Genomic DNA, 26,390 nt, shown 5'->3' on the forward strand with positions numbered 1-26,390 from the left:
GCTCGCCTTCCCTGTCGAGCCTGTTCATGGAAAAACTGGACCGTAGGTGGCAACACCTACGGTTCTTTTTCCTTTTGCATCAGGTGAGACCTGGCGCTGCAGGTACCTGGCATGGCTGATCCACCCACGCGGATCAGTCTGTCGTCGGCTCTTCCCGCCTGCCCTTGAAGCCCTGGGCGACGACGAACCACTCGACCGATCCCTTTCGGCTCGCGGGCGGCTTCGCGTGCTTCACATTGGCGAAGTTTCGCTTCATCTCTGCCACCAACGCGGAGTCCGCACCGCCGGCGAATACCTTCGCCACGAACGTTCCACCCGGGGTTAGCACCTCGCAGGCGAAGTGCAGGGCCGTCTCGACCAGCGCCAGTGTTCGCAAGGCGTCGGTCTGCGGATGGCCGACCGTGTTGGCCGCCATGTCGGACATGACCAGATCGGGTGCCCCGCCCAACGCATCGATCAACATCGCGGGCGCTTCATCCGCCATGAAGTCGAGCTGGAAGATCGTCACGCCGTCGATCGGATCGACCGGCAACAGGTCGATCCCGACCACGGTCGCACCCGGCAGCCGCCGTCGCACCACCTGCGACCAGCCACCCGGTGCGATGCCCAGGTCGACGACGCGCTTTGCCCCCTTCAGGATCGCGAAACGCTCGTCCAGCTCCAGCAGCTTGTACGCCGCTCGACTGCGATATCCCTCCGCCTTGGCGCGGCGAACATAGGGGTCGTTCAATTGCCGTTCCAGCCAGCGCGTGGACGCTGCCGTGCGCCCGCGGGCGGTGCGGACGCGTTGCCGCCCGCCGCTGCCGCCCCTGCTCATGGCCGCCGCTCTCCCATCAAGCAGCGAAGGATCCCCTCGCGAATGCCGCGATCGGCGATGCCCAGCCGCTCGGCCGGCCAGACGTCCATGATCGTCTCCAGTATGGCGCAGCCGGCAACGACCAGATCGGCCCGTTCGGCCCCGATGCAGGCGACCTTCGCCCGCTCCGCCACCGACTGACCCGCCAGCGACTGGCTGATCGCCCGCATGGCGTCCGCGGGCGCGATCATGCCGTCCACCTGCGCCCGGTCATAATGATCCAGCCCCAGATACACGCTGCCCAACGTGGTCACCGTGCCGCTCGTCCCCAGCAGACGTGGCCTGGCCACCGGCGGCAGGCGGACGGCGAACGGCGCCATCGCTTCCCTCACAATGTCTCGCATGCGCGCATAGGCGTGGGCCCGTCCGGCCGCATCGTTGGTCTCGTTCCCGACCTGCTCGGCCAGCGACACCACGCCCCAGGGCGCCGAATGCCAGTCGAGCACCCGTGGTTCGGCACCGGCGGTATCGACCAGGACCAGTTCGGTCGAGCCGCCGCCGATGTCGAATACGAGCGCCGGATCGCCGCCCGGCTCGATCAGCGCATGGCAACCGAGCACGGCGAGCCGTGCTTCCTCCTCGGCCGTAATGATGTCCAGCCGGATGCCGGTTTCCGCATGCGCGCGCGCGATGAACTCGGCGCCGTTGGCCGCCCGCCGACACGCCTCGGTCGCGACCGCCCGCGACAGCAGAACGTTGCGGCGCTTCAGCTTGTCCGCGCAGACGCGCAACGCCGCGAGTGTCCGGTCGATCGCCGCATCGCTCAACCGGCCGCTGCTGGTCAGCCCCTCGCCCAGCCGCACGATGCGGGAAAAGGCGTCCACCACGGCGAAGCCGGTTCCCTGCGGCCGCGCGATCAGCAAGCGGCAGTTATTGGTGCCGAGGTCGAGCGCGGCATAGATCCGCGCATCGGACCAGCGACCGCGAGGCGGCCGGTTCGGCGCCGGACGGGCAGGGCGATCCTGCCGGTACGGCTGTCGGGCGGAAGCATCCCCCATGAGCCGTGTTCTTTCTTTCGTGTTCTGCCGTCACGATCCGCCGACAGGCGTTCCGCTCGGTGCTTGCCGCCAACGTAGCGAGCCCTGCCCGCCACCACAAGCCGGCCGCCTGGCGCCACCGCGAAGCGTTGACACGATCGCCGTGGCCGCTTAGAGGCGCCCTCCTGTTGCCCCGTCGTCTAAAGGTAAGACTACGGACTCTGACTCCGTCAATTGAGGTTCGAATCCTCACGGGGCATCCAGCGCTTTTCCGTCATCGCCCTCGCCGTCATGCGGGATTGTAGCGGTCCAGGAACAGCTTCATCCGTTTGAGGAATTCCAGTCGATCTTCGCTGCGGGTGAAGTGATGATCGGCGAGGGGCTGTTCCAGATACTCGTACGGCTTGCCCGCCGCCTTCAGCGCCGATGCCATCAACTGCGACTGCCTGACGGGTACGCGCTTGTCCTCCTTGCCGTGGACCAGCAGGATGGGGATCGTGAAGTCGGCCGCGCCGAAGCGGGGCGATACGGTCCTGAAGTCGGGTGCCTGCCTGGTCAGCCAGTCGCCTCGCGTCTTGCCGTTCAGGAAACGGCCGTCGTACCGCCGCATCAGTTGCAGGTCCGATACCCCGGCATAGGAGATGGCGCAGCGATACGCCCCACCGCGCTGGGCGGCGCGCATGGCGGCGTATCCGCCATAGGATGCACCGACCATGCAGACGCGCTTCGGATCGGCCACGTCCTCCTTCGCCATGTATGCCGCGGCATCGTCGAGGTCGTCCTGCATCTTCAGGCCCCATTGACCCTCGCCCAGCTTGGCGAATGCGGTGCCGTAGCCGGATGAGCCGCGATAATTGGGCTGGATAACCGCGTAACCGCTTTCCGCCAGATACTGGGTCCACCAGTCCCAGCCCTCCGCATCGCGCGCGAAGGGGCCGCCATGCGGCATCACGATCAGCGGCAATCGCCTGGCCGGGCGACCGCGCGGCAGGGTCAACACCGCCTCGATCGGCGTGCCGTCACGGGCGGTATAGTGAACCGTGCTGACCGGGGAAAGCGCGCGCCCCTTCAACGCCGGATTGTTCCAGCTGAACCGTTGCATCGTCCCGTAAGCGGTGTCGTAATAGTAGAGCGCACCGGGCTGCGACGGGCTGCCCACTTCGATCAGGAACTTGGTTCGGTCCGCGTTCCACGAGACCATGCGTGCCCGCCGGTTTCCGATCGCCTTCTCGACCTCCGTCTGGACCTGACGCAATGCCGGGTTGAGCCAGTCGATCCGCGACCAGCGGTCGGTCAGCATGAAACCGTCGATATCGTCGTCCGCCGCATTGCCGATGATGCCATCGACGTCATAGCCATTGAGGCCGAACAGCCGCTTGCCCAGTTTCAGGTCGGGTAGCGACATCTCGTACACGGCATCGCGGCCGTCGGCATCGTCGATCGCCACCGCGCTGCCGTCCTTCCTGAACAGCAGCGGCACGACGATGCCGGCGTCCTCGCCGCGCCGCTGCACGGCGATCCGGGCGAACGATCCGCTCGCTCCCGGCCGATAGAGCAGCGCACCGCGGCGGGAGTCGTCGTCATATTGCCACCCCATCCGCACCGCACCGGTGGTGTCGGCGTACCAGTTGTACACGTTGGCGGTGCCGGGGACGACGCGGCGACCGCGGCCGGTCGACAGATCGAACTCGAATACCGAGGGGTAGAACTCCGCCTCGGACTGGATGCCGGTCTGCTTGCCCAGCAGGATGCGCGGACTTCCGTCCCGCGCGGACCAGATGAGGTCGTCGGCGCGCAATCCGGCATCGACCCAGCCGATCTGCTTCGACTGCTTGCCATCGGCGGAAATGCCGAAGGTGCGGGTGATGTAATATTCCTCGCCGTACAGGAACTGCGTCGTGCCGACGCCGACCGCCAGCCAGCCGTCGCCGACCCAACGCCACCAGTTGACGTCGAGCTTGTCGCCGATGCCGAGGATGATCGGCCGGTCACCCGTCGACATGCTGCTGATGACGAAATACTGCTTGCCGTCGATCGCCATCTTGGCAGCGAAGCGGGAGCCGTTCGGCGACAGTTTCGGCTGCTCGACCGGCGGCAACGCGGCGAACACCTCCACGGGCACGGGCGTGGCCGGATCGATCGCCTTGTCGCCCGCCACGGCGCCGCCACCCGATTTTTCAAGGCCGGCAGCCTGTGGCGCGATCGCCGCCGTCGCCGCAGCCGCCGCCAGCACCAGCGCGCACCCCGCCAACCAGCGTCCGACCCGCATCGCCATCCCCCTTCTACGACGCACCCCCGTGGTCGTTCCGGGATATCAATCGCAGAGGAGAGGGGGAAAGCAAGCACCCTCCCCCTCCGTATGATCACCTATCATTGCTGCGACACGGACCTCGTCATCCGGCGGCGAGAGCGGCGAGCAGCAGCAGGGCGACGATGTTGGTGATCTTGATCATCGGGTTCACCGCCGGGCCGGCGGTATCCTTGTACGGATCGCCGACCGTGTCGCCGGTGACTGCCGCCTTGTGCGCCTCCGATCCCTTGCCGCCGTGATTGCCGTCCTCGATATATTTCTTGGCATTGTCCCATGCGCCACCGCCGGACGTCATCGAGATGGCGACGAACAGCCCCGACACGATCACGCCCAGCAGCATCGCCCCCAGCGCGGCGAAGCCCGACGACTGGCCGGCGACAGCGGTGATGACGAAGTACAGCACGATCGGGGAGGCGACCGGCAGCAGCGAGGGGATGATCATCTCCTTGATCGCGGCCCGGGTAACGAGGTCGACGGTGCGGCCGTAATCGGGGCGGCTGGTGCCGTCCATGATGCCGGGATTGTCGCGGAACTGGCCGCGCACCTCCTCCACCACCGCACCCGCCGCCCGGCCGACCGCGGTCATGCCGAACGCCCCGAAGAGGTAGGGCAGCAGCGCACCGAGCAGCAGGCCGACGATCACGTACGGATTCGACAGGCTGAAATCGACCGGCACGTCGGGGAAGTAGGTCTGCAGATCGGTAGTGTAGGCGCCGAACAGCACCAGCGCGGCGAGCGCGGCGGAGCCGATCGCATAGCCCTTCGTCACCGCCTTCGTCGTGTTGCCCACCGCATCGAGTGCGTCGGTGCGCTGGCGCACGTCGTCGGGAAGGCCGGCCATCTCGGCGATGCCGCCGGCATTGTCCGTCACCGGACCATAGGCGTCGAGCGCGACGACCATCCCCGCCAGCGCGAGCATCGCAGTCGCGGCGAACGCGATGCCGATGATGCCCGCCAGCTGATAGGTCGCGATCACCGCGACCACGATCACCAGCGTCGGCAGCGCCGTTGATTCAAGGCTGATCGCCAGGCCCTGGATGACGTTGGTGCCGTGGCCGGTTTCCGAGGCCTTGGCGATCGACTTGACCGGGCGATAGGCGGTACCGGTGTAGTATTCGGTGATCCACACGATCAGCCCGGTCACCGCCAGACCGATCGCCATGCACCAGAACAGGTCGGTGCCGGTGAAGCCCGTGGCGGCGGTGGCGGGGGCGCCGACGGTCAGGTCGTCGGTCGCCGCGTCGAGGAACCCGGCTCCGCCGATCACCGCATGCATGTCGCCCAGCGTCATGCTGGTCGCCACCCAGATCAGCGGCAGCGACAGGATCGCCGAGGTCCAGAACCCCTTGTAGAGCGCGCCCATGATGCTGCCGCGGCCCAGGCGCACCGCATAGGTGCCGGCGATCGAGGCGATGATGCAGACCCCGCCGACGACCAGCGGCAGGCTCATCAACCGGAGGAGTTCCTCGCCGGAGGCACGGATCAGGAGCGCGATCGAGATCATCGTCACGCCCAGCGTCACCACGTACGTCTCGAACAGGTCGGCGGCCATGCCGGCACAGTCGCCGACATTGTCGCCGACATTGTCGGCGATGACGGCGGGGTTGCGGGGATCGTCCTCGGGAATGCCCGCCTCTACCTTGCCGACCAGGTCGGCACCGACGTCGGCGGCCTTGGTGAAGATGCCGCCGCCCAGCCGCGCGAAGATCGAGATCAGCGAGGCGCCGAACGCCAGCGCCGTCAATGCCTCGACGATGATGCGATCATTGGGAGCGTGGCCGGCCGGGCCGGTCAGGTACCAGAAGAAGCCGGCGATCGAGAGCAGTCCCAGCCCCGCCACCAGCATGCCGGTGACCGCGCCCGAGCGGAACGCGGTGGTCAGCCCGCCCTGGAGCGAGGTGCGTGCCGCCTCTGCGGTGCGGACATTGGCACGGACCGAGATGTTCATGCCGACATAGCCGGCGACCCCCGACAACACCGCACCGATGGTGAAGCCCACGGTCGACAACAGTCCCAGCGTCACGAGCAGCACGACGGCGACGACGACGCCGACGATCGCGATGGTCGTGTATTGCCGCCCGAGATACGCCTTGGCGCCCTCCTGTATCGCGGCGGCGATGTCCTGCATGCGGGCATCGCCCGGCGATTGGCGCAACACCTGCGCGCTGGTGAAGATGCCATAGAGGACGGCGATCACGCCGCAGGCCATGGCGAGGTAGACTGGTGTCATCCGGCGCTCCTTCTCCTGATCGCGGGGCACCATGCGTGGGCACGCCCGTCGATCACCGGAAGCTACGCGATTCGCACCGTCAGACAAGCCATTCAGATCAGCCCGTGTTCGAAGCCCAGTCGCGCGGGCAGTGCGAGCGGTTCGCCAGCGTCGTGAAGCGCAAGCCCGCGCCCCTCCGCAAAGGCGCCGATCCGCGTCGCGGCGACCGGCGGCTCCCGGTCCGGCGCGGCGGCGAACAGCAGCTCGTAATCGTCGCCAGCGGTCGCCGCCGCCAGTCGCGCCGTGCGATCGGCGCCCGCGACCGCACGATAGGCCGGAGAGAGCGGCACCGTGGCCAGATCCAGCGTCACCGCCAGCCCGCTCGCGCCCGCCATCCGGTCCGCATCGATCAGCAGGCCGTCGCTGACGTCCATCATCGCGTGGACGACGGGGGCGAGCAGCCGCCCCTCCGACAGCCGCGGCACCGGCCGGCGATAGCGCGCGAGCAGGGTCGCATCGCCCTGCCCTGCCCGCGCGATCGCCAGCCCGGCGCCGGCATCGCCGATGGTGCCCGTCACCCACAGCGCGTCGCCGGCGCGCGCGCCGGTCCGCGCGGGGGCGATCGCGCCGACCCCGAACGCCGTCACGGTCAGCACCCGCGGCGCGCCGGTCGGCAGGCTGACGGTATCGCCGCCGATCAGGGGGCAGCGGAACGCCCCCAGCACCGCGGCCAGCCCATCGAGAAAGGCCGCGTCCCACGCGGCGTCGGTCAGCGGATGGTTGAGCAGCACGCCCTCGACCAGCGCGCCCTTGGCGGCCAGGTCGGACAGGTTCGTCGCCACCAGCTTCCACGCCACGTCGGCGGGCGGATCGGTGGGGAGAAAATGAACGCCCTCGACCAGCGTATCGGTGGTCACCACCATGTCGCCGACGATCGCGGCATCGTCGCGCAGCCCGTGCGCGCCGGGATGGAGGGGCAAGGTGCGCAGACGGGCGATGAAGTCGGCTTCGTTCATGCCGGCCAAGGCCCCGGACCTGACATGCTCCGGCGCCGCGAGCCCGGTACCTTCGTCGGCCATGCACGGCGAGGAAGGCACTGGGTTCCCGCCTTCGCGGGGATCAATGCGGAGGTCGCCTTGCCCCGCACAGTTCGTCAATCCTCCCGCTTGGCGCCGTCGAGCAGCGCCTGGCGGCGGGCCGTCTCGGCGGCAGCGGCTTCCTTTTCGGCCCTGGTCCGCCCGAACGCGGCGCGGTTCGCCGCCGCGGTGGCCGCGTCGTCGGACCGCCGCTTCGCCTTGCGGGCGCGGTTCAGGTTGACGATCTCGGCCATCAGCCGGCGCGCACCTCCTTGGCGATCGCATCCAGCAGGCCGTTGACGAAGCCGGACTCGCGCTTCTCGTAGAAGGCGTGCGCGACGTCGACATATTCGCTGATCGCGGCGCCGGTGGGCACGTCGGCACGGGCCATCAGTTCGTAGGTGCCGGCGCGCAGGATCGCCTTCATCGGCTTGTCGAGCCGCGTCAGCGTCCAGCCGGTCGCCAGCTTGCGCTCGATCGCCAGGTCGATCTCTCCCTGCCGCGCCGCCGCGCCGCGGACCACGTCATCGAAGAAGTCGACATCCGCTTCGGCGAACTCGGCCTCCTCGATCGTCGCGCCCAGCCGGTGCTGGTGGAATTCGTGGAGCAGCGACGGGATCGCCGTTCCCTCCATCTCATGCTGATAGAGGGCCTGAACGGCGGCGAGGCGGGCGGCGGCGCGCGCCCTGGTGCGGCTGACGGTACGGGACATGACGGGGCATGTAGGCGCGGATACCCTCCGCGTCATCCCCGCGTCACGATCCTGCGCCAACAGCTTGCGCATTCGCGGCGATCCGCTATAGGGCCGCGCTTCGCGATAGGTTCTGGATCGCCCGCGCGGCCGTGATGGCCGGGTGGCATTCGTGCCCATCTCCACCAGTCCAACACGTTATCAAGGTGCCGCAATGGCCGTCCCCAAGAGAAAGACTTCGCCCTCCAAGCGTGGCATGCGCCGCGGTCACGATTCGCTGACCGTCGCCGCCTTTCAGGAGTGCCCGAACTGTGGCGAGCTGAAGCGTCCGCACGTGCTGTGCGGCGCCTGCGGCCATTACAATGGCCGCGAGGTCGTGTCGGTCGAAGCCTGAGCTTCAGAACGGACCAGTAACAGATGACCGACCAGCCCTGTATCGCCGTCGACGCCATGGGCGGCGACGAAGGGCTGGCGGTGATGCTGGCCGGTGTCGCAAGTGCGCGGCGCCGGGCCGAGGGCCTGCGCTTCCTGCTGGTGGGTGACGAGGCGGCGATCCGGACCGGGCTGGAGTCGCACCCCAACCTGAGCCAGCATTCCGAGATCGTCCACGCGCCGGAGATCGTCGGCTCGAACGAGAAGCCGAGCCAGGCGATCCGCCGTGCCAAGGTGACGTCGATGGGCATCGCCATCGACCTGGTGAAGAAGGGCCGCGCGCACGCCGCCGTCTCGTCGGGCAACACCGGCGCGTTGATGGCGATGGCGAAGCTGTCGCTCCGGACGCTGCCGGGCATCGACCGGCCCGCACTGGCCGCGCCGCTGCCGACGCTGGGCGACAACGACGTCGTGATGCTCGACCTGGGCGCCAATACCGAGTGCGATGCCCGCAACCTGGTGCAGTTCGCGGTGATGGGCGCGGCCTATGCCCGGATCATCTTCGAGCTGGATCGCCCGCGCGTCGCCCTGTTGAACATCGGGTCCGAGGACCAGAAGGGCACCGACGAGATCCGCGACGCCGCCGCGGTGCTGAAGGGGCAGACGCACCTGCCCCTCGCCTTCACCGGCTTCGTCGAGGGCAACCAGCTGGCGCGCGGCAACCATGACGTGATCGTCTGCGACGGCTTTGCCGGCAACATCGCGCTGAAGACCGCGGAAGGGACCGCCCGCTTCGTCGCCGACCTGCTGAAGCGCGCCTTCACCAGCTCGATCCGGTCGAAGGTCGGCTTCCTGATCTCGAAGCCCGCCACCCAGCTGCTGCGCGATCACCTGGATCCCAACAACCACAACGGCGCGATCTTCCTGGGGCTGAACGGCGTGGTGGTGAAGAGCCATGGCAGCGCCAACGAGACCGGCGTCGCCACCGCGATCGGCAATGCCGCCAAGCTGGTCCGGGCCGACCTGACGCGCCGCATCGCCGAGGACCTGAGCGAGTTCGAGGCGGCGGCATGAGCACGGGCATGAAGCGGTCGGTGGTGATCGGCACCGGGTCGGCCCTGCCCGTCCGCCGGGTGTCCAACGCCGAGCTGGCGCAGGAGGTGGATACCACCGACGAGTGGATCGTCGAGCGGACCGGCATCCGGTTCCGCCATATCGCCGGCCCCGACGAGACGACGGCGACGCTGGCGCGCGACGCCGCCAGTGCGGCGATCGCCGCCGCCGGCGTGACCGCGCAGGACATCGACCTGATCGTGCTGGCGACGGCGACGCCCGACCAGACATTCCCGGCGACCGCGACCAAGGTGCAGGCGATGCTGGGCATCGACGACTGCGTCGCGTTCGACGTGGCCGCCGTGTGCTCCGGCTTCCTCTACGCGGTGCAGGTCGCCGATTCGATGCTGCGCACCGGGATCCACCGGCGCGCGCTGGTGATCGGCGCGGAGACGTTCAGCCGCATCCTGGACTGGGAGGACCGTACCACGTGCGTCCTGTTCGGCGACGGCGCCGGCGCGATCGTGCTGGAGGGGCGCGAGGCCGCCGGCGCGGGCGATCGCGGCATCCTGGCGACGCGGCTGCACGCCGACGGGCGCCACAACGACCTGCTGTACGTCGATGGCGGCCCGTCGACCACGGGCACGGTCGGCAAGCTCAGGATGAAGGGGCGCGAGGTGTTCCGCCACGCCGTGGTCAACCTGGCGGCGGTGATGACCGAATCGCTGGCGATCGCCGGGCTGGCGGCGGACGAGGTCGACTGGGTGGTGCCGCACCAGGCCAATGCCCGCATCCTGGACGCCACCGCGCGCAAGCTGGGCCTGCCGGCGGACAAGGTGGTGGTGACGGTCGACCGGCACGCCAACACCTCTGCCGCGTCGGTGCCGCTGGCGCTCGACGTGGCGGTCCGCGACGGGCGGGTGAAGGAGGGCGACATCGTCGTGCTGGAGGCGATGGGCGGCGGCTTCACCTGGGGTGCCGCCGTCATCCGCTTCTGACTTCCGAAAGATGCGCATCAACCGGGTTTCAGTGTCATATTGGGGGCTTTTCACCCCCACATTCGATTGTATACCGGCATCGAGGGTGTAGGGGACGGTAATGACGGAAGCGGGTACTTTGACGCGGGCCGATCTGGCAGAGGCACTGCACCGCGAGGTGGGGCTGAGCCGTGCCGATTCGTCGAAGATCGTCGAGCAGATCCTGACCGAGATGTGCGAGTCGCTGTCGCGCGGGGACAATGTGAAGATCTCCGGCTTCGGCACGTTCGTGCTGCGCGACAAGGGCGAGCGGATCGGCCGCAATCCCAAGACCGGGGTCGAGGTGCCGATCGCGCCGCGCCGCGTCCTGACCTTCCGTGCCAGCCAGATGATGCGCGACCGCATCGTCGCGGCCCCCGCCGGCTGACCGGCGTGGCGCCCCCCACGCCGAAGGCGAGCGGGGCGCTGCGGACGATCGGCGAGCTATCGGCGGAAACCGGGCTGCCGCACCATGTGCTGCGATACTGGGAGACCCGGTTTCCCTCGCTGAAGCCGCTGCAGCGGGCGGGCAACCGCCGCTATTATCGCCCCGAGGATGCGGCGCTGGTGCGGCGCATCGACGCGCTGCTGAACCGCGAGGGCTATACGATCCGCGGCGTCCAGCAGTTGCTGACGTCGGAGGCGAAAGCCTTGCCGAAGAACGGCTTGACCACCGACCTGCGCCGAATCCGCGACCTGCTGGTGGACGCGCTCGCGGCCGACGGACCACGATGAGGCCGCGGAAGGTAAGGCTAAGGTAAGGCATAAATCATGTTCTCCGCGCGAGGCGGAGGACGGGTGGTGGCCAGCGATGCGAAAGAGCCTCGCCACGACTGTACGCGGTGGCGGGCGTGTAGGACAGGGTGGTGGGTGCGGCCTTGTGCGAGGGACACGGCTATCGGTTGCATCCAGATGCGGACCGCGTCTTACGCCCGCAAGCAGACATTGCCCGCCAAGCGGGCGATGGTTAGATCTTCCATGCCAGCGTGACGGAATTGGTAGACGTATCGCTAAAGCGATCCCGGCGACGGGTGCGGGTTCAATCCCCTGCCGCTGGCAAACCCCGCCCCAATCTCGACCGTCCCTATAACCGAATTTCCTGTACGGAAGTCCCGCGTTCAAACTCCCAAGTTTGCGCCATATTCAGCACATCATCGAACGGCTCATTCGGGTGCGAAGTAGTACAGAGGAAGCGTCCCGGGCTGTCGCCGTCCCCTACAACAAGCCAGTCGATTGTTTCCTCTAGCTCCGTGCAGCCCGGACCGACGATGGCCAGCAACGATACGCCATCAACAAGACACTGCTCTACAAATGCTGCTAGTCGGCCCTCGTCCTTCACGGGACTATGCAGGATGATCTTGCTCGCGAGTGGCATCGCTTAAAGGTTAGGCAACGGGCCCAACGTCTGCAATACACCAAATTCAGCCACTCGGGCGACCGTATTCGCGCAGTTCCGCAACCGACAAATTGCAGATGTTCGAAAAGCCGTGACGAAAGTCTATGCATGTCACCCTCTCCATCCGGTGCTCGGGGGGCCTGCACGGATCGTATTCGAAAGCGTCAGCGCTGCCCCGAACTGGCGCGGTTTCCTGCGCTTCAAGGTGGCTGGTCTCTCCGACATGTATCTGGCCTATCTCGCTGACGGACAGGGTAATGTTGCGAGCGTTCGTAACTGGACCTGGATAGGGTGGACACTGCCAGCGCCCCTCGCCGCCGCCGCCCACCCGCAACATCGTGATCCTGACCGGCGCGGGGTTTCCACAGAGCCGGGGATTGCGAACCTTCGCGGACCGGGCGGGTTGTGGGAGTGTCGCCGGTCGAGAAAAAAGCACGCCAATAATCGATTATCGAGCCCGGTTGGCGACCACGGCGAAGCAGGGGTATGTCGGCTCGATGAACCCGACCGAAGCATTTGACTCGTTCGCCACCACGCTGGTCGGCTTACCCATAAGCCATGTTTGGCGCGGTTACGGGTCTGCCATGTTCGTCGAGATCGGCGATTTGACTCCTCGATCCCAGCGGGGCGGTTCACCCGGCCACCCCGAAGGCGTTCTGTCTCTCGGCGTCGAATGGAGCTGGCGCATCGAGAATCAGATCGCCATTCGCTGCGGAAGCTGGAGCGAGGAAGACCTGTGGGAACCCGCGCTCAACGCGCTGCGAGGCGCGCGAATCGCTCGGTGCGAACTGTTCGGCGCTTTGCCCGAGGTCGCCGTCACAACCGAAACGGGGGTTAGATTCCTTTCATTCTCAACCACTGAGGGACAGCCGCAATGGCATATGGTTGATCGCCGGGAGGAACTGGCACGCTGGTTCACCATGCGTGAGGGGCAGCTTCATCTCGGAGACGGCACGGAGCCTGCGTCCGCGTGACCGACATCCGCAACATCGTGATCCTGACCGGCGCAGGCATCTCCGCCGAGTCCGGCATCGCGACGTTTCGCGGGCCGGGCGGGTTGTGGGAGGGGCAGCGGGTCGAGGATGTCTGCACGCCCGAGGCGCTGGCGCGGGATGCGGGGTTGGTGCACCGGTTCTACGACCTGCGGCGGGCGGCGTTGGCGGGGGTGGTGCCGAACGCGGCGCACGTTGCGCTGGCGGCGCTGGATGCGGGGTGGCGGGGCGAGATGCTGCTGGTGACGCAGAATGTCGACGACCTGCACGAGCGGGCGGGGTCGCGGCGGATGGTGCACATGCATGGCGAACTGCGGTCGGCATTGTGCGCGGCGTGCGGGGACCGGGGGCCGCATTTCAACGACTTGCCGCCGGGCAGTCGGTGCGCGGTGTGCGGGGCGGCGGCGCTGCGGCCCGACATCGTGTTCTTCGGCGAGATGCCGTACGCGATGGAGGCGATCGAGACGGCGGTGGCGGGATGCGACCTGTTCGTGTCGATCGGGACATCCGGCGCGGTGTATCCGGCGGCGGGGTTCGTCCAGCTGGCGCGGCATTACGGGGCCGCGACGCTGGAGCTGAACCTGGAGCGATCGGCCGGCAGCGGCCTGTTCGACGCTACGCAATTGGGAACGGCGGGAAATCTGGTGCCGGCATGGGTCGAGGAGGTACTGGCCGGTCAGCCATGAACCCTAACGCCCCCGCGTTCGTTCGATCGGGCAGGAAAAGGAGCCTGACATGAAGAACGCCCTGATCGCCGCGCTGATGGTCGCGACCACCGCCGTCCCCATGGCCCTGCCCGTCGCCGCCGAGGCGCAGCGGCGCGACCGGCCCGATTATCGCTGGCATGGCGATGAGGACAACTGGGATGCCCGCCGCGACTATCGCCGGGGTAACTATCGGGAACGGCGCCTGAATCGCGACGACCGCATCTATCGCGGCAGCGATGGCCGCTCCTATTGCCAGCGCAAGGACGGGACGACCGGATTGGTGATCGGCGGCGTCGGCGGCGCGGTGCTGGGCAATGTGGTCGGCGGCGGCTTGCTGGGCACGCTGGCGGGCGGTGCCGGTGGTGCGTTGCTGGGGCGCGAGATCGATCGGGGCAAGGTTCGCTGCCGGTAAGCGGGTGTCGCGCACGGGGTGACGCCCCACCCCAACCCCTCCCCTGAAGGGGAGGGGCTTTACTGGTTGACGGTCAACCATTCGTTGACCGTCAATCCACCCAGTCGAGGCCGAGATCGCGATAGACCTCGCGGTCTTCGTCCCAGCCGGGCTTCACCTTGACGTGCAGGTAGAGGTGGACCGGCCGGTCCATGATCGCGGCGAGTTCGGTGCGGGCGCGGGCGCCGATCTCGCGGATGCGGGCGCCGCCCTTGCCCAGCACGATCGCGCGCTGGGTGGGACGCTCGACCAGGATCTGCTGGTGGATCTCGACCGAGCCGTCCTCCCGCTCCGAGAATTTCTCGGTCTCGACCGCGCTGGCATAGGGCAGCTCGGCGTGGAGCTGGAGATAGAGCTGCTCGCGCGTGACCTCTGCGGCCAGGGCGCGCTCGGTCGCGTCGGACACCTGATCCTCGGGATAGTGCCACGGGCCCGGCGGCATCGCGCGGGCGAGCGCAGCCTTCAGCTCGGGCAGGCCGTCGCCGGTCTGGGCAGAGACGAACCACGTCTCGGCGAAGGGCAGGAGGGCGTTCAGCTTCTCGGCATGGATCAGCAGCTTCGCCTTGTCGGCGAGGTCGACCTTGTTGAGGATCAGGTGGCGCGGCTCCGGCCGGTCCCTCAGCGCTTCGGCGATGTCAGTGACCTTGCTGCCCAGCCCGCCCTTGGCGTCGACCACCAGCGCGAGGACATCGGCCCCCTCGGTCCCGCCCCATGCCGCCGACACCATCGCCCGGTCGAAGCGGCGCTTCGGCTCGAAGATGCCGGGGGTGTCGACGAGGAGAAGCTGGGTATCGCCCTCGATCGCGACGCCGAGCAGCCTGGTGCGGGTCGTCTGCGCCTTGGGGCTGACGATCGCGACCTTCTGACCGACGAGCGCATTGACGAGGGTCGACTTGCCCGCATTGGGGGCGCCGACCACGGCGACGAGGCCGCAGCGCGTGTCGTTCACCCCCTTATGTTCGTTCACTCCATCCCGTTCGTTCACGACGTCACCTTTTCCAGCAGCGCCCGCGCGGCGGCGGTCTCCGCTTCCTGTTTGTTGCCGGCGACCGCGGTGGCGCTGGCGAAGCTGCCGATCGCGACCGAGACGGTGAAGCGCGGCGCATGGCCCGGCCCCGACCGGTCGAGCAGCGTATATTCGGGCGCGCGCCGCCCGGCGGCGGCGGCCCATTCCTGCAGCGCGGACTTGGGATGCTGCGGAGCCTTGTCATGACGGTGGACGCGGGCGCCCCAGGCGCGACGGACGAAGGCGCGGGCGGCGTCGAGCCCCGCCTGGCGGTAGAGCGCGCCGATCAGCGCCTCCATCACGTCGCCCAGCACGTTGTCGCTGTCGCCGGCACCGTCGGACAGCGCCTGCTTGCCGAGGCGGAGATGCGCGCGGACGCCGAGATCGCGGGCGACATCGGCACAGACCGCGCCGGTAACGAGCGCGTTCAGCCGCTTCGACAACTGCCCCTCCGGCTCGGCCGGGAAGGATTCCCACAGCCATTCGGCCATGACGAGGCCGAGCACGCGGTCACCCAGGAATTCGAGTCGCTGGTAATCGTCGGTCGCGTGGCTGCCATGGGTCAGCGCGCGGGCGAAGGGCACCGGATCGGCCGGCGCGTGCCCGAGCATGGCGGCGAGCCACTCCTCCATCGTCGCGGCGGCCGTCAGAAGCCCTCTCCGATCCGGTCCCAGCGCGCGGCCGAGACCCAGGTCCACGGCTTGATCCATTCGGCCGACCCGTCGGTCGAGAAGAAGGAGACCATCGCCCTGCCCTCGATCCGGTCCATCGGGATCAGGCCCATCCCCTGCGGAAAGGGAAAGCGGCTGTCGGCGCTGTCGTCGCGATTGTCGCCCATCAGGAAGACGGTGTTCGCGGGGACGGTGTAGACGCCGGTATCGTCCGCATCGGGGATGTCGCGCTGGTCGAGCACGGCGTAGCTGCGGCCGCCGGGCAGCGTCTCGCGATAACGGCGATAGCGGCAGACGGTGCTGCCATCGGGGCCGCTGTCGCGGAACGCCGCGTCGCAGTGGCGCTCGTCGAAATTGGGGGTGAGCGGCAGGACGAAATCGGCGATCCGCTGTTTGGGGATGGCGGTGCCGTTCAGGATCAGCTGGCCGCCGCGCATCTGCACGGTGTCGCCGGGCAGGCCGATCACCCGCTTGATGACGTCGTGGTCGGCATGCGCGGGATCGTTGTCGCCGGGCGCGGGATCGGGGCTGCGGAAGACGACGACGTCGCCACGCGTCGGCTGGCTCCAGCGGATCGCGGGGAACGGCACGACGCCACCCGGCAGCGACCAGCGCGAATAGCCGTAGTTCCACTTCGACACGAACAGATAGTCGCCGATCAGCAACCGCGGCAGCATCGATTCGGACGGGATCGAGAAGGGCGCGACGATGAAGCTGCGCAGGATCAGCACGAACAGCGCGAGCTTCAGGAGGAAGCGGATCGTCTCGCTCGTCTCCGAACGGGGCGCGGCGGCGCCGGCGGTCTTGGTCTTTGCCATGGCCGTGCGGCGTGGCGCGGCGAGGTGTTCCCGTCAAGCGCGCGGGGGTATTGGTGGAGCTCGGGAGACGTTTGGCGAGGCGTTTCGACGGGCCGATCGAGATCGGGTCGCTTCGGGCGATCTCGCGTCATCCCCGCGCAGGCGAGGATCCAGAGCCACTAGCGTTGTGGCTCTGCAAACAGTAGGATTCGACGGATTCACGAAAGAAGTGCACCACCGATAGGGTGGCGGCGCGATGGGACAGGGATACAGGCAGCTCAGCCTCGATGAGCGGATAGAGATCGCCCGGCTTTGGGCGTCAGGATGGTCGTGGCGTCGTATCGGGGCGGCGATCGGACGCAGCCATACGACGGTGAGCCGAGAGGTGAGGCGCAACAGTCGCATGACCAGGATGTGGTCCGGCGGCTATGCGCCTGTGCGGGCGCAGGAACTGGCACAGCGACGGCGGCGATGGGATTGCCGCTTCAAGCTGGTGCGCCAGCCGGACCTGCGGGACCGCGTCAGGCAAAGCCTTGCGATGGGGATGATGCGGTCGGATCGCCTGCCGATCCGCAAACATGCCGGGGGCATGTTTGACGCATCGTCCGCCCGAGCAGATCGCCGGCCGACTGGCGCGCGAGGCTGGTCGCACCGTCATCAGTCATGAGTCAATCTACCGCTTCGTCTATCACCGCTCGGCGCAGAAGGATTACTGGCACCGCCTGCTGCCCCGCGCCAAGTCGCGCCGCGGACGACACCGCCTGCAAGGCGGCAGTCCCGCCAGCTTCATCAAGCACCGCCGCTCCATCCACGAACGCCCGCCCGCGGCACAGGACCGACGTCAGCCGGGCCATTGGGAAGCCGATTACATGCTGTTCTCGCGCTACGGCGACAACATCCTCGTCCTCCACGAGCGCACCACCCGCTTCACCATGCTCGACCAACCGCCTCATCGCAGGGCATCGATGACCGCTCGGCGCATCGCCCGGCAGCTCCGCGACATGCCCCAGCCGTTGCGACGGACCATCAGCTTCGACAATGGGACCGAGTTCGCAGAACACCATCGCCTGCGGCACCTTGGACTGCAGACCTTCTTTTGCGATGTGCGAAGCCCCTGGCAGAAGGGCGGGGTCGAGAACACCATCGGTCGCCTGCGGCGCCTGCTGCCCCGCAAAACCAACCTCGACACCCTCTCACCCGCCCAACTGCGCGCCTACGCCACCCGACTCAACGACACACCTCGAAAATGCCTCGACTTCCAAACACCCGCCGAGGCATTCCTCAACCTCTCAACCGGTGCACTTCAAACGTGAATCCACATTCCCGCCTGCGCGGGAATGACGGGCGGGATGTCGATCGTCGTCGGGCCGGCTTCAGCGCCCCAGCGCGACGGAGCCGGCGTAGTCGATCGCGGTGACCAGCGCGCGGGGGGCGGCGGCGAGGCCGCGGGCGCCCAGTACGACGCCGGCGATCGCGGCGTTCAGCGCCATCCAGGGCAGCATCGCCGCACCGGCGACCAGCAGCACCGGCACGCCGACGGCGCGGCGCGCCAGCGTCGATGCGGGAGCGCGGGTGGCGACCGCGAGGTCGACGGGAGCGGCGGCGGTGATCGGGCCCATGTACATCGTTGCGAACCTTTATCGGCTGGTCGATTCGATCCTGCCGCGGATGCGGTTAACGATGCGTTACGCCAAGCCGGGGAGCCGACCGGCACATCGCAACGCTTGAAATTTAATTACAACCGCGCGACAGGGGTACTGACCCAAGCGCGGACGCGAATCCGTGCCAACGAGGTGGAGAGAGAGTGGCCGACCTGGACGGCGCCGAGATGCGCCCGCGCACCAACCTGCCGCAGCTGTCGCTGCACGTGCCGGAGCCGAAGTTCCGGCCGGGCGACCCGGTCGATTTCGCCGAGGTCGACGTGCCCGCCGCCGGTGCGGCGCGACGCCCCGACACCGCCGCTGCGCCCGGCGACTTCACCGACCTGGCCTATACGCTGGTGCGGGTGCTGGACGACGCGGGCAACGCCGTGGGCCCGTGGGACCCGCGGCTGTCGCCCGACACGCTGCGCCGGATGCTGCGCCACATGGCCCTGCTGCGCGCGTTCGACGAGCGGATGTTCCGCGCGCAGCGGCAGGGCAAGACCAGCTTCTACATGAAGGCGACGGGCGAGGAGGCGGTGTCGGTCGCCGCCGCGCACGCGCTGGATTACGAGGACATGTGCTTCCCCTCGTACCGGCAGCAGGGGCTGCTGATCGCGCGCGACTGGTCGCTGGTCGACATGATGAACCAGATCTATTCGAACAAGGGCGACCGGCTGCAGGGCAAGCAGCTGCCGATCATGTATTCGGCGCGCGAGGCGGGGTTCTTCTCGATCTCCGGCAACCTGACGACCCAGTATCCGCAGGCGGTGGGCTGGGCGATGGCATCGGCGGCGAAGGGCGACACCCGGATCGCGGCGGTGTGGTGCGGCGAGGGATCGACCGCGGAGGGCGATTTCCATTCCGCCTGCACCTTCGCCGCGGTGTACCGGGCGCCGGTGATCATGAACATCGTCAACAACCAGTGGGCGATCTCGAGCTTCTCGGGCTTTGCCGGCGCCGAATCGACGACCTTCGCGGCGCGCGGCGTGGGTTATGGCATCGCGTCGCTCCGCGTCGACGGCAACGACGCGCTGGCGGTCTATTCGGCGACGCAGTGGGCGGCGGAGCGGGCGCGGACCAATGCCGGGCCGACCCTGATCGAGCACTTCACCTATCGCGCCGAGGGGCATTCGACCTCCGACGATCCGGGCCAGTACCGATCGGCCGGGGAGCCGACCGCGTGGCCGCTGGGCGATCCGGTCGCCCGGCTGAAGCAGCACCTGATCGCGATCGGCGAGTGGGACGAGGAGCGGCACGCCGCGCAGGACCGCGAACTGGCCGACCAGGTAAAGGCCGCGCAGAAGGAGGCCGAGAAGAACGGCATCCTGGGCCACGGCCTGCACCAGCCGCTCGACACGCTGTTCGACGGGGTGTTCGAGGAGATGCCCTGGCACCTGCGCGAGCAGCAGGCGCAGATGATGGCCGAGGAAGAGGCGAGCGGCCGGCCATGGGACCGGAAGTGATGGTGGCTGCATCGCCCCCTTCCGTCATTCCCGCGCAGGCGGGAATCCAGACGCGCAGGGTTCGGCAGGGGTCGCCACGTCAGAGGCTATGGATTCCCGCCTGCGCGGGAATGACGGAGTGGGTTGGGTGAGCGACACGGTAGAAACGTCGGTGGAAGAAGCCACCGCCACCCGCATGAACATGATCCAGGCGATCAATTCCGCGCTGGACATCATGATGGAGCGCGACCCCGACGTGGTCGTGATGGGCGAGGATGTCGGCTATTTCGGCGGCGTGTTCCGCGCCACCGCGGGCCTGCAGGCGAAGCACGGCAAGACGCGCGTGTTCGACACGCCGATCACCGAATGCGGGATCATCGGCGTCGCGGTGGGGATGGGCGCGTACGGGCTGCGGCCGGTGCCGGAGATCCAGTTCGCCGACTACATCTATCCCGCGCTCGACCAGCTGGTCAGCGAGGCGGCACGGCTACGCTATCGATCGGCGGGGGAGTTCATCTCGCCGATGACGGTGCGCTCGCCGTTCGGCGGCGGCATCTTCGGCGGGCAGACCCATTCGCAGTCGCCCGAGGGCATCTTCACCCATGTGTCGGGCGTGAAGACGGTGATCCCGTCGACCCCCTACGACGCCAAGGGGCTGCTGATCGCGGCGATCGAGGACAACGACCCCACCATCTTCTTCGAGCCCAAGCGCATCTACAACGGCCCCTTCAACGGTTACTGGGACCGCCCGGCCGAGAACTGGTCGAAGCATCCCGGCGGCGCGGTGCCCGAGGGTTACTACAAAATCGAGCTGGGCAAGGCGAAGGTGGTGCGTGAAGGCGAGGCACTGACGATCCTCGCCTATGGCACGATGGTGCATGTCTGCACCGCCGTCGTCGCGGAGGCGGGGATCGACGCCGAGATCATCGACCTGCGCACGCTGGTGCCGCTGGACATCGAGACGATCGAGGCATCGGTGAAGAAGACCGGGCGCTGCATGATCGTGCACGAGGCGACGCGCACCAGCGGGTTCGGCGCGGAACTGTCGGCACTGGTGCAGGAGCGCTGCTTCTATCACCTGGAGGCGCCGATCGAGCGCGTTACCGGGTACGACACGCCGTACCCGCACAGCCTGGAATGGGCGTATTTCCCGGGACCGGTGCGGATCGGCCAGGCCCTCAAGAAGATCATGAAGGACGCGTAAGACATGGCTCGCTTCACCTTCCGCCTGCCCGACATCGGCGAGGGCATCGCCGAGGCAGAGATCGTCGCCTGGCACGTCGCCGTGGGCGATCGGGTCGAGGAAGACCAGAACATCGCCGACATGATGACCGACAAGGCGACCGTCGAGATGGAGTCGCCGGTGTCGGGCACCGTGGTCGAGCTGGCGGGCGAGGTCGGCGACCAGGTGGCGATCGGCGCCGCGCTGGTGGTGATCGAGACCGAGGATGCCGCCGGGGGCGAGGTGACCGCCGCGCCGGCGTCTGCCGAGCAGGCGGAAGTGGCGGAACAGTACGAGGCGGAGAATCCGGGCGTGGAGGAGGTGGTCGCGTCCGCTCCCCTCCCGCCTGCGGGAGGGGCTGGGGGAGGGCAGGCCGCGAGCGCCGCCCCCGTGGCAAGCCCCCCCCCAGCCCCCCCCGCAAGCGGAGGGGGAGAAGCAGCGCCGGTCGCCGACGGAAAGCCGGCCGCTACCGCCCTCGCCTCTCCCGCGGTCCGCGCGCGCGCGCGTGATCTGGGGATCGACCTGGCGCAGGTGAAGACGGATGGCGACCGGGTGCGCCACGCCGATCTGGACGCGTTCCTGCGCTATGGCGGTGCACAGGGCTATGCCGCGCCGGGGGCCAGCCGCGCGCGTGCCGACGAGCAGGTGCGCGTGATCGGCATGCGCCGCCGCATCGCCGAGAACATGGCCGCGGCGAAACGCCACATCCCGCACTTCACCTATGTCGACGAGGTCGACGTGACGCAGCTGGAGGCGATGCGCGCCGACCTGAACGACCATCGCGGCGGGCGGCCCAAGCTGACGCTGCTGCCGCTGATGATCGTCGCGATCTGTCGCACATTGCCGCAGTTCCCGATGCTGAACGCGCGCTACGACGACGAGGCCGGCGTGGTGACCCGCCACGGCCGGGTGCACATGGGCATGGCGGCGCAGACCGATGCCGGGCTGACCGTGCCGGTGATCCGCGACGCGCAGGACCTGAACGTCTGGCAGCTGGCGACCGAGATCGGCCGGCTGGCCGAGGCGGCGCGCGCCAGCAAGCTGAAGCCGGAGGAACTGGGCGGCGGCACGATCACCGTCACCTCGCTGGGGCCGCTGGGCGGGATCGCGACGACGCCGGTCATCAACCGGCCCGAGGTGGCGATCATCGGGCCGAACCGGATCGTCGAGCGCCCGGTTTTCGACGGCGACGACATCCGCCGTGCCAAGCTGATGAACGTGTCGATCAGCTGCGACCACCGCGTCGTCGACGGCTGGGACGCGGCCAGCTATGTCCAGGCGCTGAAGAAGATGCTGGAGACGCCGGTCCTGCTGTTCGCGGACTGAGGCCGCCCCGGCAGGGGGTCGTTGCTCGCGCACCCCGGCGAACGTCGGGGCCAAGCTGGAACGTCTGTGGCGATCGATCGCGACCGTCACCGAACTGGGCTTCGGCCTTCGCCGGGGTGGTCCCTGCGGCGAGACGCAGGGGTGCCAAGACTGCTCCGACGGGATCGGACAGCGTGGCAGCAGCCGCGTCGTGCCGCATCCTGAGCCCCGCCGCTTGCATCGCGGGCGACAATGATCGACCGGGTGCGGCATGACCGCTCCCGCGCCCGCCCGTACCGGCCTGATCCTCGCCGTATCGGCCTATGTGCTGTGGGGGATCCTGCCGGCGTATCTGAAGCTGTTGCACGACGTGCCGGCGGTGCAGGTGCTGGCGCACCGGGTGATCTGGTCGCTGCTGCTGCTGGCGCTCGTTGTGGTGATGCTGCGGCGGGTGGCGGCGATCCGGGCGGCGGCGCGGGGGCGGACGCTGCTGCTGCTGGCGGGCAGTGCGACGCTGATCGCGATCAACTGGCTGGTGTATATCTGGTCGGTCGGCCACGCGCATGTGCTGGAGGCGAGCCTAGGCTATTTCATCAACCCGCTGGTCAATGTCGCGCTGGGCGTCGCCATCCTGAAGGAGCGGGTCGACCGGGTGCAGCTGGTCGCCGTGGCGATCGCGGCGCTGGGCGTGGTGGTGATGGCGGCGGGCGGCGGCGGCGCGGTGTGGATCTCGCTGACGCTGGCGGTGAGTTTCGGCTGCTACGGCCTGATCCGCAAGGTGGTGGCGATCGACGCGCTGGGCGGGCTGACGGTGGAGACGCTGCTGCTGGCGGGGCCGGCGCTGGCGGTGATCGGCTGGGCGCAGGCGAGCGGCAGCGGGGCGTTCGGCCACGACACGCGGCTGGACCTGCTGCTGGTCGCGGCGGGCGCGGTGACGGCGGCGCCGCTGCTGCTGTTCGCGGCGGCGGCGCGGCGCATGCGCTATGCGACGCTCGGCCTGCTCCAGTATATCGCGCCGACGTTGCAGCTGGTGCAGGCGGTGTGGCTGTTCGGCGAGCCGCTGCGCGATTATCACATCGCCGCGTTCGCGCTGATCTGGGCCGGGTGCGCGCTGTACGCGGCGGCGAGCCTGCGCGAGGCACGGCGTTCGCGGATGGAGAGGGTGGCGCTTGGCACCGTCGCGGCGGGCGGTACAAGGGCGGATGACCGTTGAAACCCGCCGCGACGGCCATGTCGCGATCGTCAGCTTCGCCCGCCCGCCGCACAATTTCGCCGATCTGGCGCTGATCGAGGACATCGGCGTGGCGTTCGACGCCGCCGGCGCCGATCCGGCGGTGCGCGCGATCGTGCTGCGGTCGGAGGGGCGGGTGTTCTGCGCCGGCGCCGACCTGGTCAACGCCAACCCGGTGGCCGATGGCGTGCCGGCCGACGGTCGCAACCCGTTCTACGTCGCCGCCGCGCGGCTGTTCGCGGTGGCCAAGCCGGTGGTGGCGGCGGTGCAGGGCAGCGCGGTTGGCGCGGGGCTGGGCCTGTCGCTGGTCGCCGATTTCCGGATCGCGGCGCCCGAGGCGCGGTTCGCGGCCAATTTCGTCCAGATCGGCTTCCATCCCGGCTTCGGCATCTCGGCCGTACTGGAACGGGTGATCGGCCGGCAGCGCGCGCTGCTGATGACGCTGACCGGCCGGCGCATCCGCGGCGAGGAGGCGGCGGCGTGGGGGCTGGTCGACCGGCTGGTGCCGCTGGAGGAACTGGATGCGGCGGCGCTGGCGCTGGCGCACGAGATCGCCGCGGGCGCGCCGCTGGCGGTACAGGCGACGCGAGCGACGATGCGCGGCGACCTGGCCGCGCTGGTGGCGGCGCAGACCGACCACGAACTGGCGCAGCAGGCGTGGCTGCAACGGACAGAGGACTTCGCCGAGGGGGTGCGCGCGGTGGCGGAGCGGCGGCCGGGACGGTTCGTGGGGCGATAGGGGGGCGTTGCTTCCCGGCCCTTCAGGGGAGCCGGGGGTGGGCTCCCCGCGGGCGTGGCGCTGGTGGAGAGGCCCCACCCCAACCCCTCCCCTGAAGGGGAGGGGCTTCGTGATGTCGTTGGGCGGCGGCGAAGCCGCCGCTTCGTCGGACGGGGTCGGCTTCGCCGGCCCGCCGGCCGTGCCGGGCCATGCGCTTCGCGCATCGTCGCGGGCGTGGCCGCGCCTTGGCCCGTCAGCGCATCAGCACCAGCTCCTCCGCCATTGACGGATGCAGCGCCACGGTGGCGTCGAAATGCGCCTTGGTCAGCCCGGCCTTCACCGCGACCGCGCAGGCCTGGATGATCTCGGGCACGTCGGGGCCGATCATGTGGATGCCGAGCACCCGGTCGGTCTGGCCGTCGCACACCATCTTGTAGAGCGCGCGCTCGTTGCGGCCGGCGAGGACGTTCTTCATCGGGCGGAAGTCGGAGGAATAGACCTTGACCGAGCCGTAGCGGTTCTTCGCCTCCGCCTCGGTCAGGCCGACGCCGGCGATCGGCGGGTGGCTGAACACGGCGGCGGCGACGCAGTCGTAGTCGACGGTCGTCGGCTTGCCGCCATAGACGGTGTCGGCGAACGCCTGCCCCTCGCGGATCGCCACGGGCGTCAGCTGGATGCGGTTGGTGACGTCGCCGATCGCGTAGATCGACGGGCAGGTCGAGCGGTTGTCGCCGTCGACCCTGACCGCGCCCACCTCGTCCAGCTCCACCCCGGCAGCCTCCAGCCCCAGCCCGGCGGTGTTGGGGCGGCGGCCGGTGGCGAACAGCACGCAATCCACCACGACCGGTTCGTGGTTGGCGAGGTGGACGGTCAGGCAGCCGTCCTCACCCTTATCGATCCCCTCGAAGGCGGCATCGAAGCGGAACTCGATCCCCTTCATCGTCGAGATCTGGAGCAGCCGGTCCCTGATCTGCGCGTCATAGCCGCGCAGCAGTTCCTGACTGCGGTTGGCGAGGATCACGTGGCTGCCGAACTGGTGGAAGACGCCGGCGAATTCGTTGGCGATATAGCCGCCGCCCGCGATCAGGATGCGCCGCGGCAGATCGGGGAGGTGGAATACCTCGTTCGAGGTGATGCCGTGCTCGTGCCCCGGGCATTCGGGAATCGCGGGATGCGCGCCGACCGCGACCAGGATGCGCTCTGCCGTCTTCTCGGTCCCGTCGGCCAGCCGGACGCTGTTGGGACCGGTGACGACGGCGCGCTGCGCGATGATCTCGACCCGGTTGTTCTCCAGCGTCTGCGTGTAGGCGCCGTTGATCCGGTCGACCTCCGCCATGACGTTGTCGCGCAGGCGGGCCCAGGAAAAGCTGCACGGGCTGGGCACGTCCCACCCGAAATGCTTGGCATCGCGCAGGTCCTCGGCGAAATGCGCGCCGTAGACGAGCAGCTTCTTGGGCACGCAGCCGCGGATCACGCAGGTGCCGCCGACGCGGTATTCCTCCGCCACCGCCACCCGCGCGCCGTGCGCCGCCGCCACGCGGCTGGCGCGGGTGCCGCCGGAGCCGGCGCCCAGGACGAAGAGGTCGTAGTCGTATTGGGGCATCAAAGGGCTCCGGGCATGGTCAGCGCAGAGCGCAGGCCGAGATGGTCAACAAAGGGATCGAAGTCGCGGTCCGCATAGAGCAGCGCGATATCGTCGAGGATGCACCGCGTCGCGATCAGCGTGTCGATCGTCTTGCGGATGGTGATGCCCAAAGCGCGCAGGTGTTGATAGTTGCGCGCGGCCTGCAGCGCGATGCGGGGATCGACGATGGCCATCGGGTCGAAGCCGCTGAGCAGCGCCTGCTTCCGGTCGAAATCATGCCGGTCGCGAGTGCCCTGCAATACTTCGACCAGAACGAGATCGCCGACGAGGATGCGTTCGCCCCTGCCGATCAGGTCGCGTCCCGCCCTTGTCTGCACGGTGTGGCGGTCGGCGAACAGATCGATCCACACACTGGTATCGACCAGGACGGTCATCCGGAGGCCAGATACTTGCTGGTCCTCATGTCGTCGAGGTCGCCTTCCCACCCCGTTCCGCGCAGCCCGTCCCACGCCTGAAGCTGTCGCTTGATGCGCAGGCCGTCCCGCAGCGCCATGTCGACGGCCTCGCGCTTGGTCCTCGCTCCCGATGCAGCCATGAAATCGGCGATGAGCGCGTCATCGATGTCGATATTGGTCCGCATGTGTATGACTCCAGAGAGCCATA

At 68.6% G+C, this 26,390-nt stretch carries 28 protein-coding genes, 1 tRNA gene and 2 pseudogenes; 16 read left to right on the plus strand and 15 right to left on the minus strand.

Features of this window, described 5'->3' with window-relative positions; translation table 11 throughout:
- Nucleotides 1-133 precede the first annotated feature (133 nt).
- Together ABC319_RS10300 and ABC319_RS10305 are read right to left on the minus strand one after the other, a co-directional pair.
- Nucleotides 134-817: an RlmE family RNA methyltransferase gene (locus ABC319_RS10300; protein ID WP_413070135.1), complete on the minus strand. Its 684-nt coding sequence runs from the start codon at nucleotides 815-817 to the stop codon at nucleotides 134-136.
- The gene (locus ABC319_RS10305) at nucleotides 814-1,854 is read right to left on the minus strand and encodes a Ppx/GppA phosphatase family protein (protein WP_413070136.1); all 1,041 of its coding nucleotides are present in this window, start codon (nucleotides 1,852-1,854) and stop codon (nucleotides 814-816) included. Before ABC319_RS10305 ends, ABC319_RS10300 begins: the two co-directional genes overlap by 4 nt.
- A gap of 168 nt (nucleotides 1,855-2,022) precedes the next feature.
- Here ABC319_RS10305 and ABC319_RS10310 point away from each other — a divergent pair.
- Nucleotides 2,023-2,096, plus strand: a tRNA-Gln gene (locus tag ABC319_RS10310).
- Between the two features lie 26 nt (nucleotides 2,097-2,122).
- On the opposite strand, the gene ABC319_RS10315 is transcribed toward ABC319_RS10310, so the two are convergent.
- The 5 genes from ABC319_RS10315 to nusB form a co-directional block, all read right to left on the minus strand.
- Nucleotides 2,123-4,102 carry an alpha/beta hydrolase family protein gene (locus ABC319_RS10315; RefSeq protein WP_413070137.1) on the minus strand — a complete coding sequence of 660 codons (1,980 nt, stop codon included), beginning with the start codon at nucleotides 4,100-4,102 and terminating at the stop codon, nucleotides 2,123-2,125.
- Nucleotides 4,103-4,226: 124 nt separating this feature from the next.
- A complete protein-coding gene (locus ABC319_RS10320; RefSeq protein WP_413070138.1) occupies nucleotides 4,227-6,374 on the minus strand; it encodes a sodium-translocating pyrophosphatase in 2,148 nt (715 codons plus the stop codon).
- 92 nt (nucleotides 6,375-6,466) lie between these two features.
- Complete coding sequence (gene thiL, locus ABC319_RS10325) at nucleotides 6,467-7,369, minus strand: thiamine-phosphate kinase (RefSeq protein WP_413070139.1); 903 nt, start codon at nucleotides 7,367-7,369, stop codon at nucleotides 6,467-6,469.
- Nucleotides 7,370-7,506: 137 nt separating this feature from the next.
- Nucleotides 7,507-7,683 carry a DUF4169 family protein gene (locus ABC319_RS10330; protein WP_413070140.1) on the minus strand — a complete coding sequence of 59 codons (177 nt, stop codon included), beginning with the start codon at nucleotides 7,681-7,683 and terminating at the stop codon, nucleotides 7,507-7,509.
- Complete coding sequence (gene nusB, locus ABC319_RS10335) at nucleotides 7,683-8,141, minus strand: transcription antitermination factor NusB (protein WP_413070141.1); 459 nt, start codon at nucleotides 8,139-8,141, stop codon at nucleotides 7,683-7,685. Before nusB ends, ABC319_RS10330 begins: the two co-directional genes overlap by 1 nt.
- A 193-nt stretch (nucleotides 8,142-8,334) precedes the next feature.
- On the opposite strand from nusB, the gene rpmF reads away from it, so the two are divergent.
- From rpmF to ABC319_RS10365, 6 genes and pseudogenes are all read left to right on the plus strand, one after another.
- Complete coding sequence (gene rpmF, locus ABC319_RS10340) at nucleotides 8,335-8,514, plus strand: 50S ribosomal protein L32 (protein ID WP_055841808.1); 180 nt, start codon at nucleotides 8,335-8,337, stop codon at nucleotides 8,512-8,514.
- Between the two features lie 23 nt (nucleotides 8,515-8,537).
- Nucleotides 8,538-9,566 (plus strand): phosphate acyltransferase PlsX, encoded by a 1,029-nt coding sequence (gene plsX, locus ABC319_RS10345; RefSeq protein ID WP_413070142.1) that lies wholly within the window; start codon nucleotides 8,538-8,540, stop codon nucleotides 9,564-9,566.
- A gap of 8 nt (nucleotides 9,567-9,574) precedes the next feature.
- The gene (locus ABC319_RS10350) at nucleotides 9,575-10,543 is read left to right on the plus strand and encodes a beta-ketoacyl-ACP synthase III (protein ID WP_413071675.1); all 969 of its coding nucleotides are present in this window, start codon (nucleotides 9,575-9,577) and stop codon (nucleotides 10,541-10,543) included.
- A 100-nt stretch (nucleotides 10,544-10,643) separates the two neighbouring features.
- On the plus strand, nucleotides 10,644-10,949 hold the full coding sequence (locus ABC319_RS10355) for an integration host factor subunit alpha (RefSeq protein ID WP_413070143.1): 306 nt from the start codon (nucleotides 10,644-10,646) through the stop codon (nucleotides 10,947-10,949).
- Nucleotides 10,950-10,954: 5 nt separating this feature from the next.
- The gene (locus tag ABC319_RS10360; RefSeq protein ID WP_413070144.1) at nucleotides 10,955-11,296 is read left to right on the plus strand and encodes a MerR family transcriptional regulator; all 342 of its coding nucleotides are present in this window, start codon (nucleotides 10,955-10,957) and stop codon (nucleotides 11,294-11,296) included.
- A gap of 245 nt (nucleotides 11,297-11,541) precedes the next feature.
- A pseudogene (locus tag ABC319_RS10365) lies at nucleotides 11,542-11,620 on the plus strand.
- 25 nt (nucleotides 11,621-11,645) lie between these two features.
- Here ABC319_RS10365 and ABC319_RS10370 read toward each other — a convergent pair.
- Entirely contained in the window at nucleotides 11,646-11,936 is a 291-nt protein-coding gene (locus ABC319_RS10370; RefSeq protein ID WP_488199615.1) for a DUF7684 family protein, read from the minus strand.
- A gap of 482 nt (nucleotides 11,937-12,418) precedes the next feature.
- On the opposite strand from ABC319_RS10370, the gene ABC319_RS10375 reads away from it, so the two are divergent.
- Genes ABC319_RS10375 through ABC319_RS10385 form a run of 3 tightly spaced genes read left to right on the plus strand, consistent with a single transcriptional unit; the run spans nucleotide 12,419 to nucleotide 14,068 of the window.
- A complete protein-coding gene (locus ABC319_RS10375) occupies nucleotides 12,419-12,931 on the plus strand; it encodes a hypothetical protein (RefSeq protein ID WP_413070146.1) in 513 nt (170 codons plus the stop codon).
- Complete coding sequence (locus ABC319_RS10380; protein ID WP_413070147.1) at nucleotides 12,928-13,635, plus strand: NAD-dependent deacylase; 708 nt, start codon at nucleotides 12,928-12,930, stop codon at nucleotides 13,633-13,635. Before ABC319_RS10375 ends, ABC319_RS10380 begins: the two co-directional genes overlap by 4 nt.
- 49 nt (nucleotides 13,636-13,684) lie before the next feature.
- Nucleotides 13,685-14,068 carry a glycine zipper 2TM domain-containing protein gene (locus ABC319_RS10385; protein ID WP_413070148.1) on the plus strand — a complete coding sequence of 128 codons (384 nt, stop codon included), beginning with the start codon at nucleotides 13,685-13,687 and terminating at the stop codon, nucleotides 14,066-14,068.
- A 91-nt stretch (nucleotides 14,069-14,159) separates the two neighbouring features.
- Here the strand turns inward: ABC319_RS10385 and era are convergent, their stop codons facing one another.
- From era to lepB, 3 genes are read right to left on the minus strand one after another with little or no spacing between them, the layout of a single operon-like run.
- Nucleotides 14,160-15,056: a GTPase Era gene (gene era / locus ABC319_RS10390; protein ID WP_413071676.1), complete on the minus strand. Its 897-nt coding sequence runs from the start codon at nucleotides 15,054-15,056 to the stop codon at nucleotides 14,160-14,162.
- A gap of 32 nt (nucleotides 15,057-15,088) precedes the next feature.
- Nucleotides 15,089-15,745, minus strand: coding sequence for a ribonuclease III (rnc, locus tag ABC319_RS10395; RefSeq protein ID WP_413071677.1), 657 nt, complete (start codon nucleotides 15,743-15,745; stop codon nucleotides 15,089-15,091).
- Between the two features lie 14 nt (nucleotides 15,746-15,759).
- Nucleotides 15,760-16,602 (minus strand): signal peptidase I, encoded by an 843-nt coding sequence (lepB, locus tag ABC319_RS10400; protein ID WP_413070149.1) that lies wholly within the window; start codon nucleotides 16,600-16,602, stop codon nucleotides 15,760-15,762.
- A gap of 235 nt (nucleotides 16,603-16,837) precedes the next feature.
- On the opposite strand from lepB, the pseudogene ABC319_RS10410 reads away from it, so the two are divergent.
- Nucleotides 16,838-17,894: pseudogene (locus ABC319_RS10410) on the plus strand (IS30 family transposase).
- 60 nt (nucleotides 17,895-17,954) lie between these two features.
- On the opposite strand, the gene ABC319_RS10415 reads toward ABC319_RS10410, so the two are convergent.
- Nucleotides 17,955-18,206, minus strand: a complete 252-nt coding sequence (locus ABC319_RS10415) for a hypothetical protein (RefSeq protein ID WP_413070150.1) — start codon at nucleotides 18,204-18,206, stop codon at nucleotides 17,955-17,957.
- A 203-nt stretch (nucleotides 18,207-18,409) separates the two neighbouring features.
- On the opposite strand from ABC319_RS10415, the gene ABC319_RS10420 reads away from it, so the two are divergent.
- The 5 genes from ABC319_RS10420 (at nucleotide 18,410) to ABC319_RS10440 (ending at nucleotide 24,163) form a co-directional block, all read left to right on the plus strand.
- Nucleotides 18,410-19,687, plus strand: coding sequence for a 3-methyl-2-oxobutanoate dehydrogenase (2-methylpropanoyl-transferring) subunit alpha (locus tag ABC319_RS10420; protein ID WP_413071678.1), 1,278 nt, complete (start codon nucleotides 18,410-18,412; stop codon nucleotides 19,685-19,687).
- 175 nt (nucleotides 19,688-19,862) lie between these two features.
- Nucleotides 19,863-20,870: an alpha-ketoacid dehydrogenase subunit beta gene (locus ABC319_RS10425; RefSeq protein ID WP_413071679.1), complete on the plus strand. Its 1,008-nt coding sequence runs from the start codon at nucleotides 19,863-19,865 to the stop codon at nucleotides 20,868-20,870.
- Nucleotides 20,871-20,873: 3 nt separating this feature from the next.
- Complete coding sequence (locus tag ABC319_RS10430; protein ID WP_413070151.1) at nucleotides 20,874-22,214, plus strand: dihydrolipoamide acetyltransferase family protein; 1,341 nt, start codon at nucleotides 20,874-20,876, stop codon at nucleotides 22,212-22,214.
- 250 nt (nucleotides 22,215-22,464) lie between these two features.
- A complete protein-coding gene (gene rarD, locus ABC319_RS10435) occupies nucleotides 22,465-23,406 on the plus strand; it encodes an EamA family transporter RarD (RefSeq protein WP_413070152.1) in 942 nt (313 codons plus the stop codon).
- Nucleotides 23,396-24,163: an enoyl-CoA hydratase/isomerase family protein gene (locus ABC319_RS10440; protein ID WP_413070153.1), complete on the plus strand. Its 768-nt coding sequence runs from the start codon at nucleotides 23,396-23,398 to the stop codon at nucleotides 24,161-24,163. Before rarD ends, ABC319_RS10440 begins: the two co-directional genes overlap by 11 nt.
- Nucleotides 24,164-24,395: 232 nt before the next feature.
- Here the strand turns inward: ABC319_RS10440 and gorA are convergent, their stop codons facing one another.
- The 3 genes from gorA to ABC319_RS10455 are packed head-to-tail and all read right to left on the minus strand — an operon-like array spanning nucleotide 24,396 to nucleotide 26,367.
- Complete coding sequence (gorA, locus tag ABC319_RS10445; RefSeq protein ID WP_413070154.1) at nucleotides 24,396-25,745, minus strand: glutathione-disulfide reductase; 1,350 nt, start codon at nucleotides 25,743-25,745, stop codon at nucleotides 24,396-24,398.
- Entirely contained in the window at nucleotides 25,745-26,161 is a 417-nt protein-coding gene (gene vapC, locus ABC319_RS10450; protein WP_413070155.1) for a type II toxin-antitoxin system VapC family toxin, read from the minus strand. Before vapC ends, gorA begins: the two co-directional genes overlap by 1 nt.
- Complete coding sequence (locus ABC319_RS10455; RefSeq protein WP_413070156.1) at nucleotides 26,158-26,367, minus strand: type II toxin-antitoxin system VapB family antitoxin; 210 nt, start codon at nucleotides 26,365-26,367, stop codon at nucleotides 26,158-26,160. The genes vapC and ABC319_RS10455 overlap by 4 nt, the downstream gene beginning before the upstream one ends.
- Nucleotides 26,368-26,390: the final 23 nt, after the last annotated feature.

The sequence above is a fragment of the Sphingomonas phoenicis genome (assembly GCF_047238005.1).
GTDB lineage: Bacteria > Pseudomonadota > Alphaproteobacteria > Sphingomonadales > Sphingomonadaceae > Sphingomonas.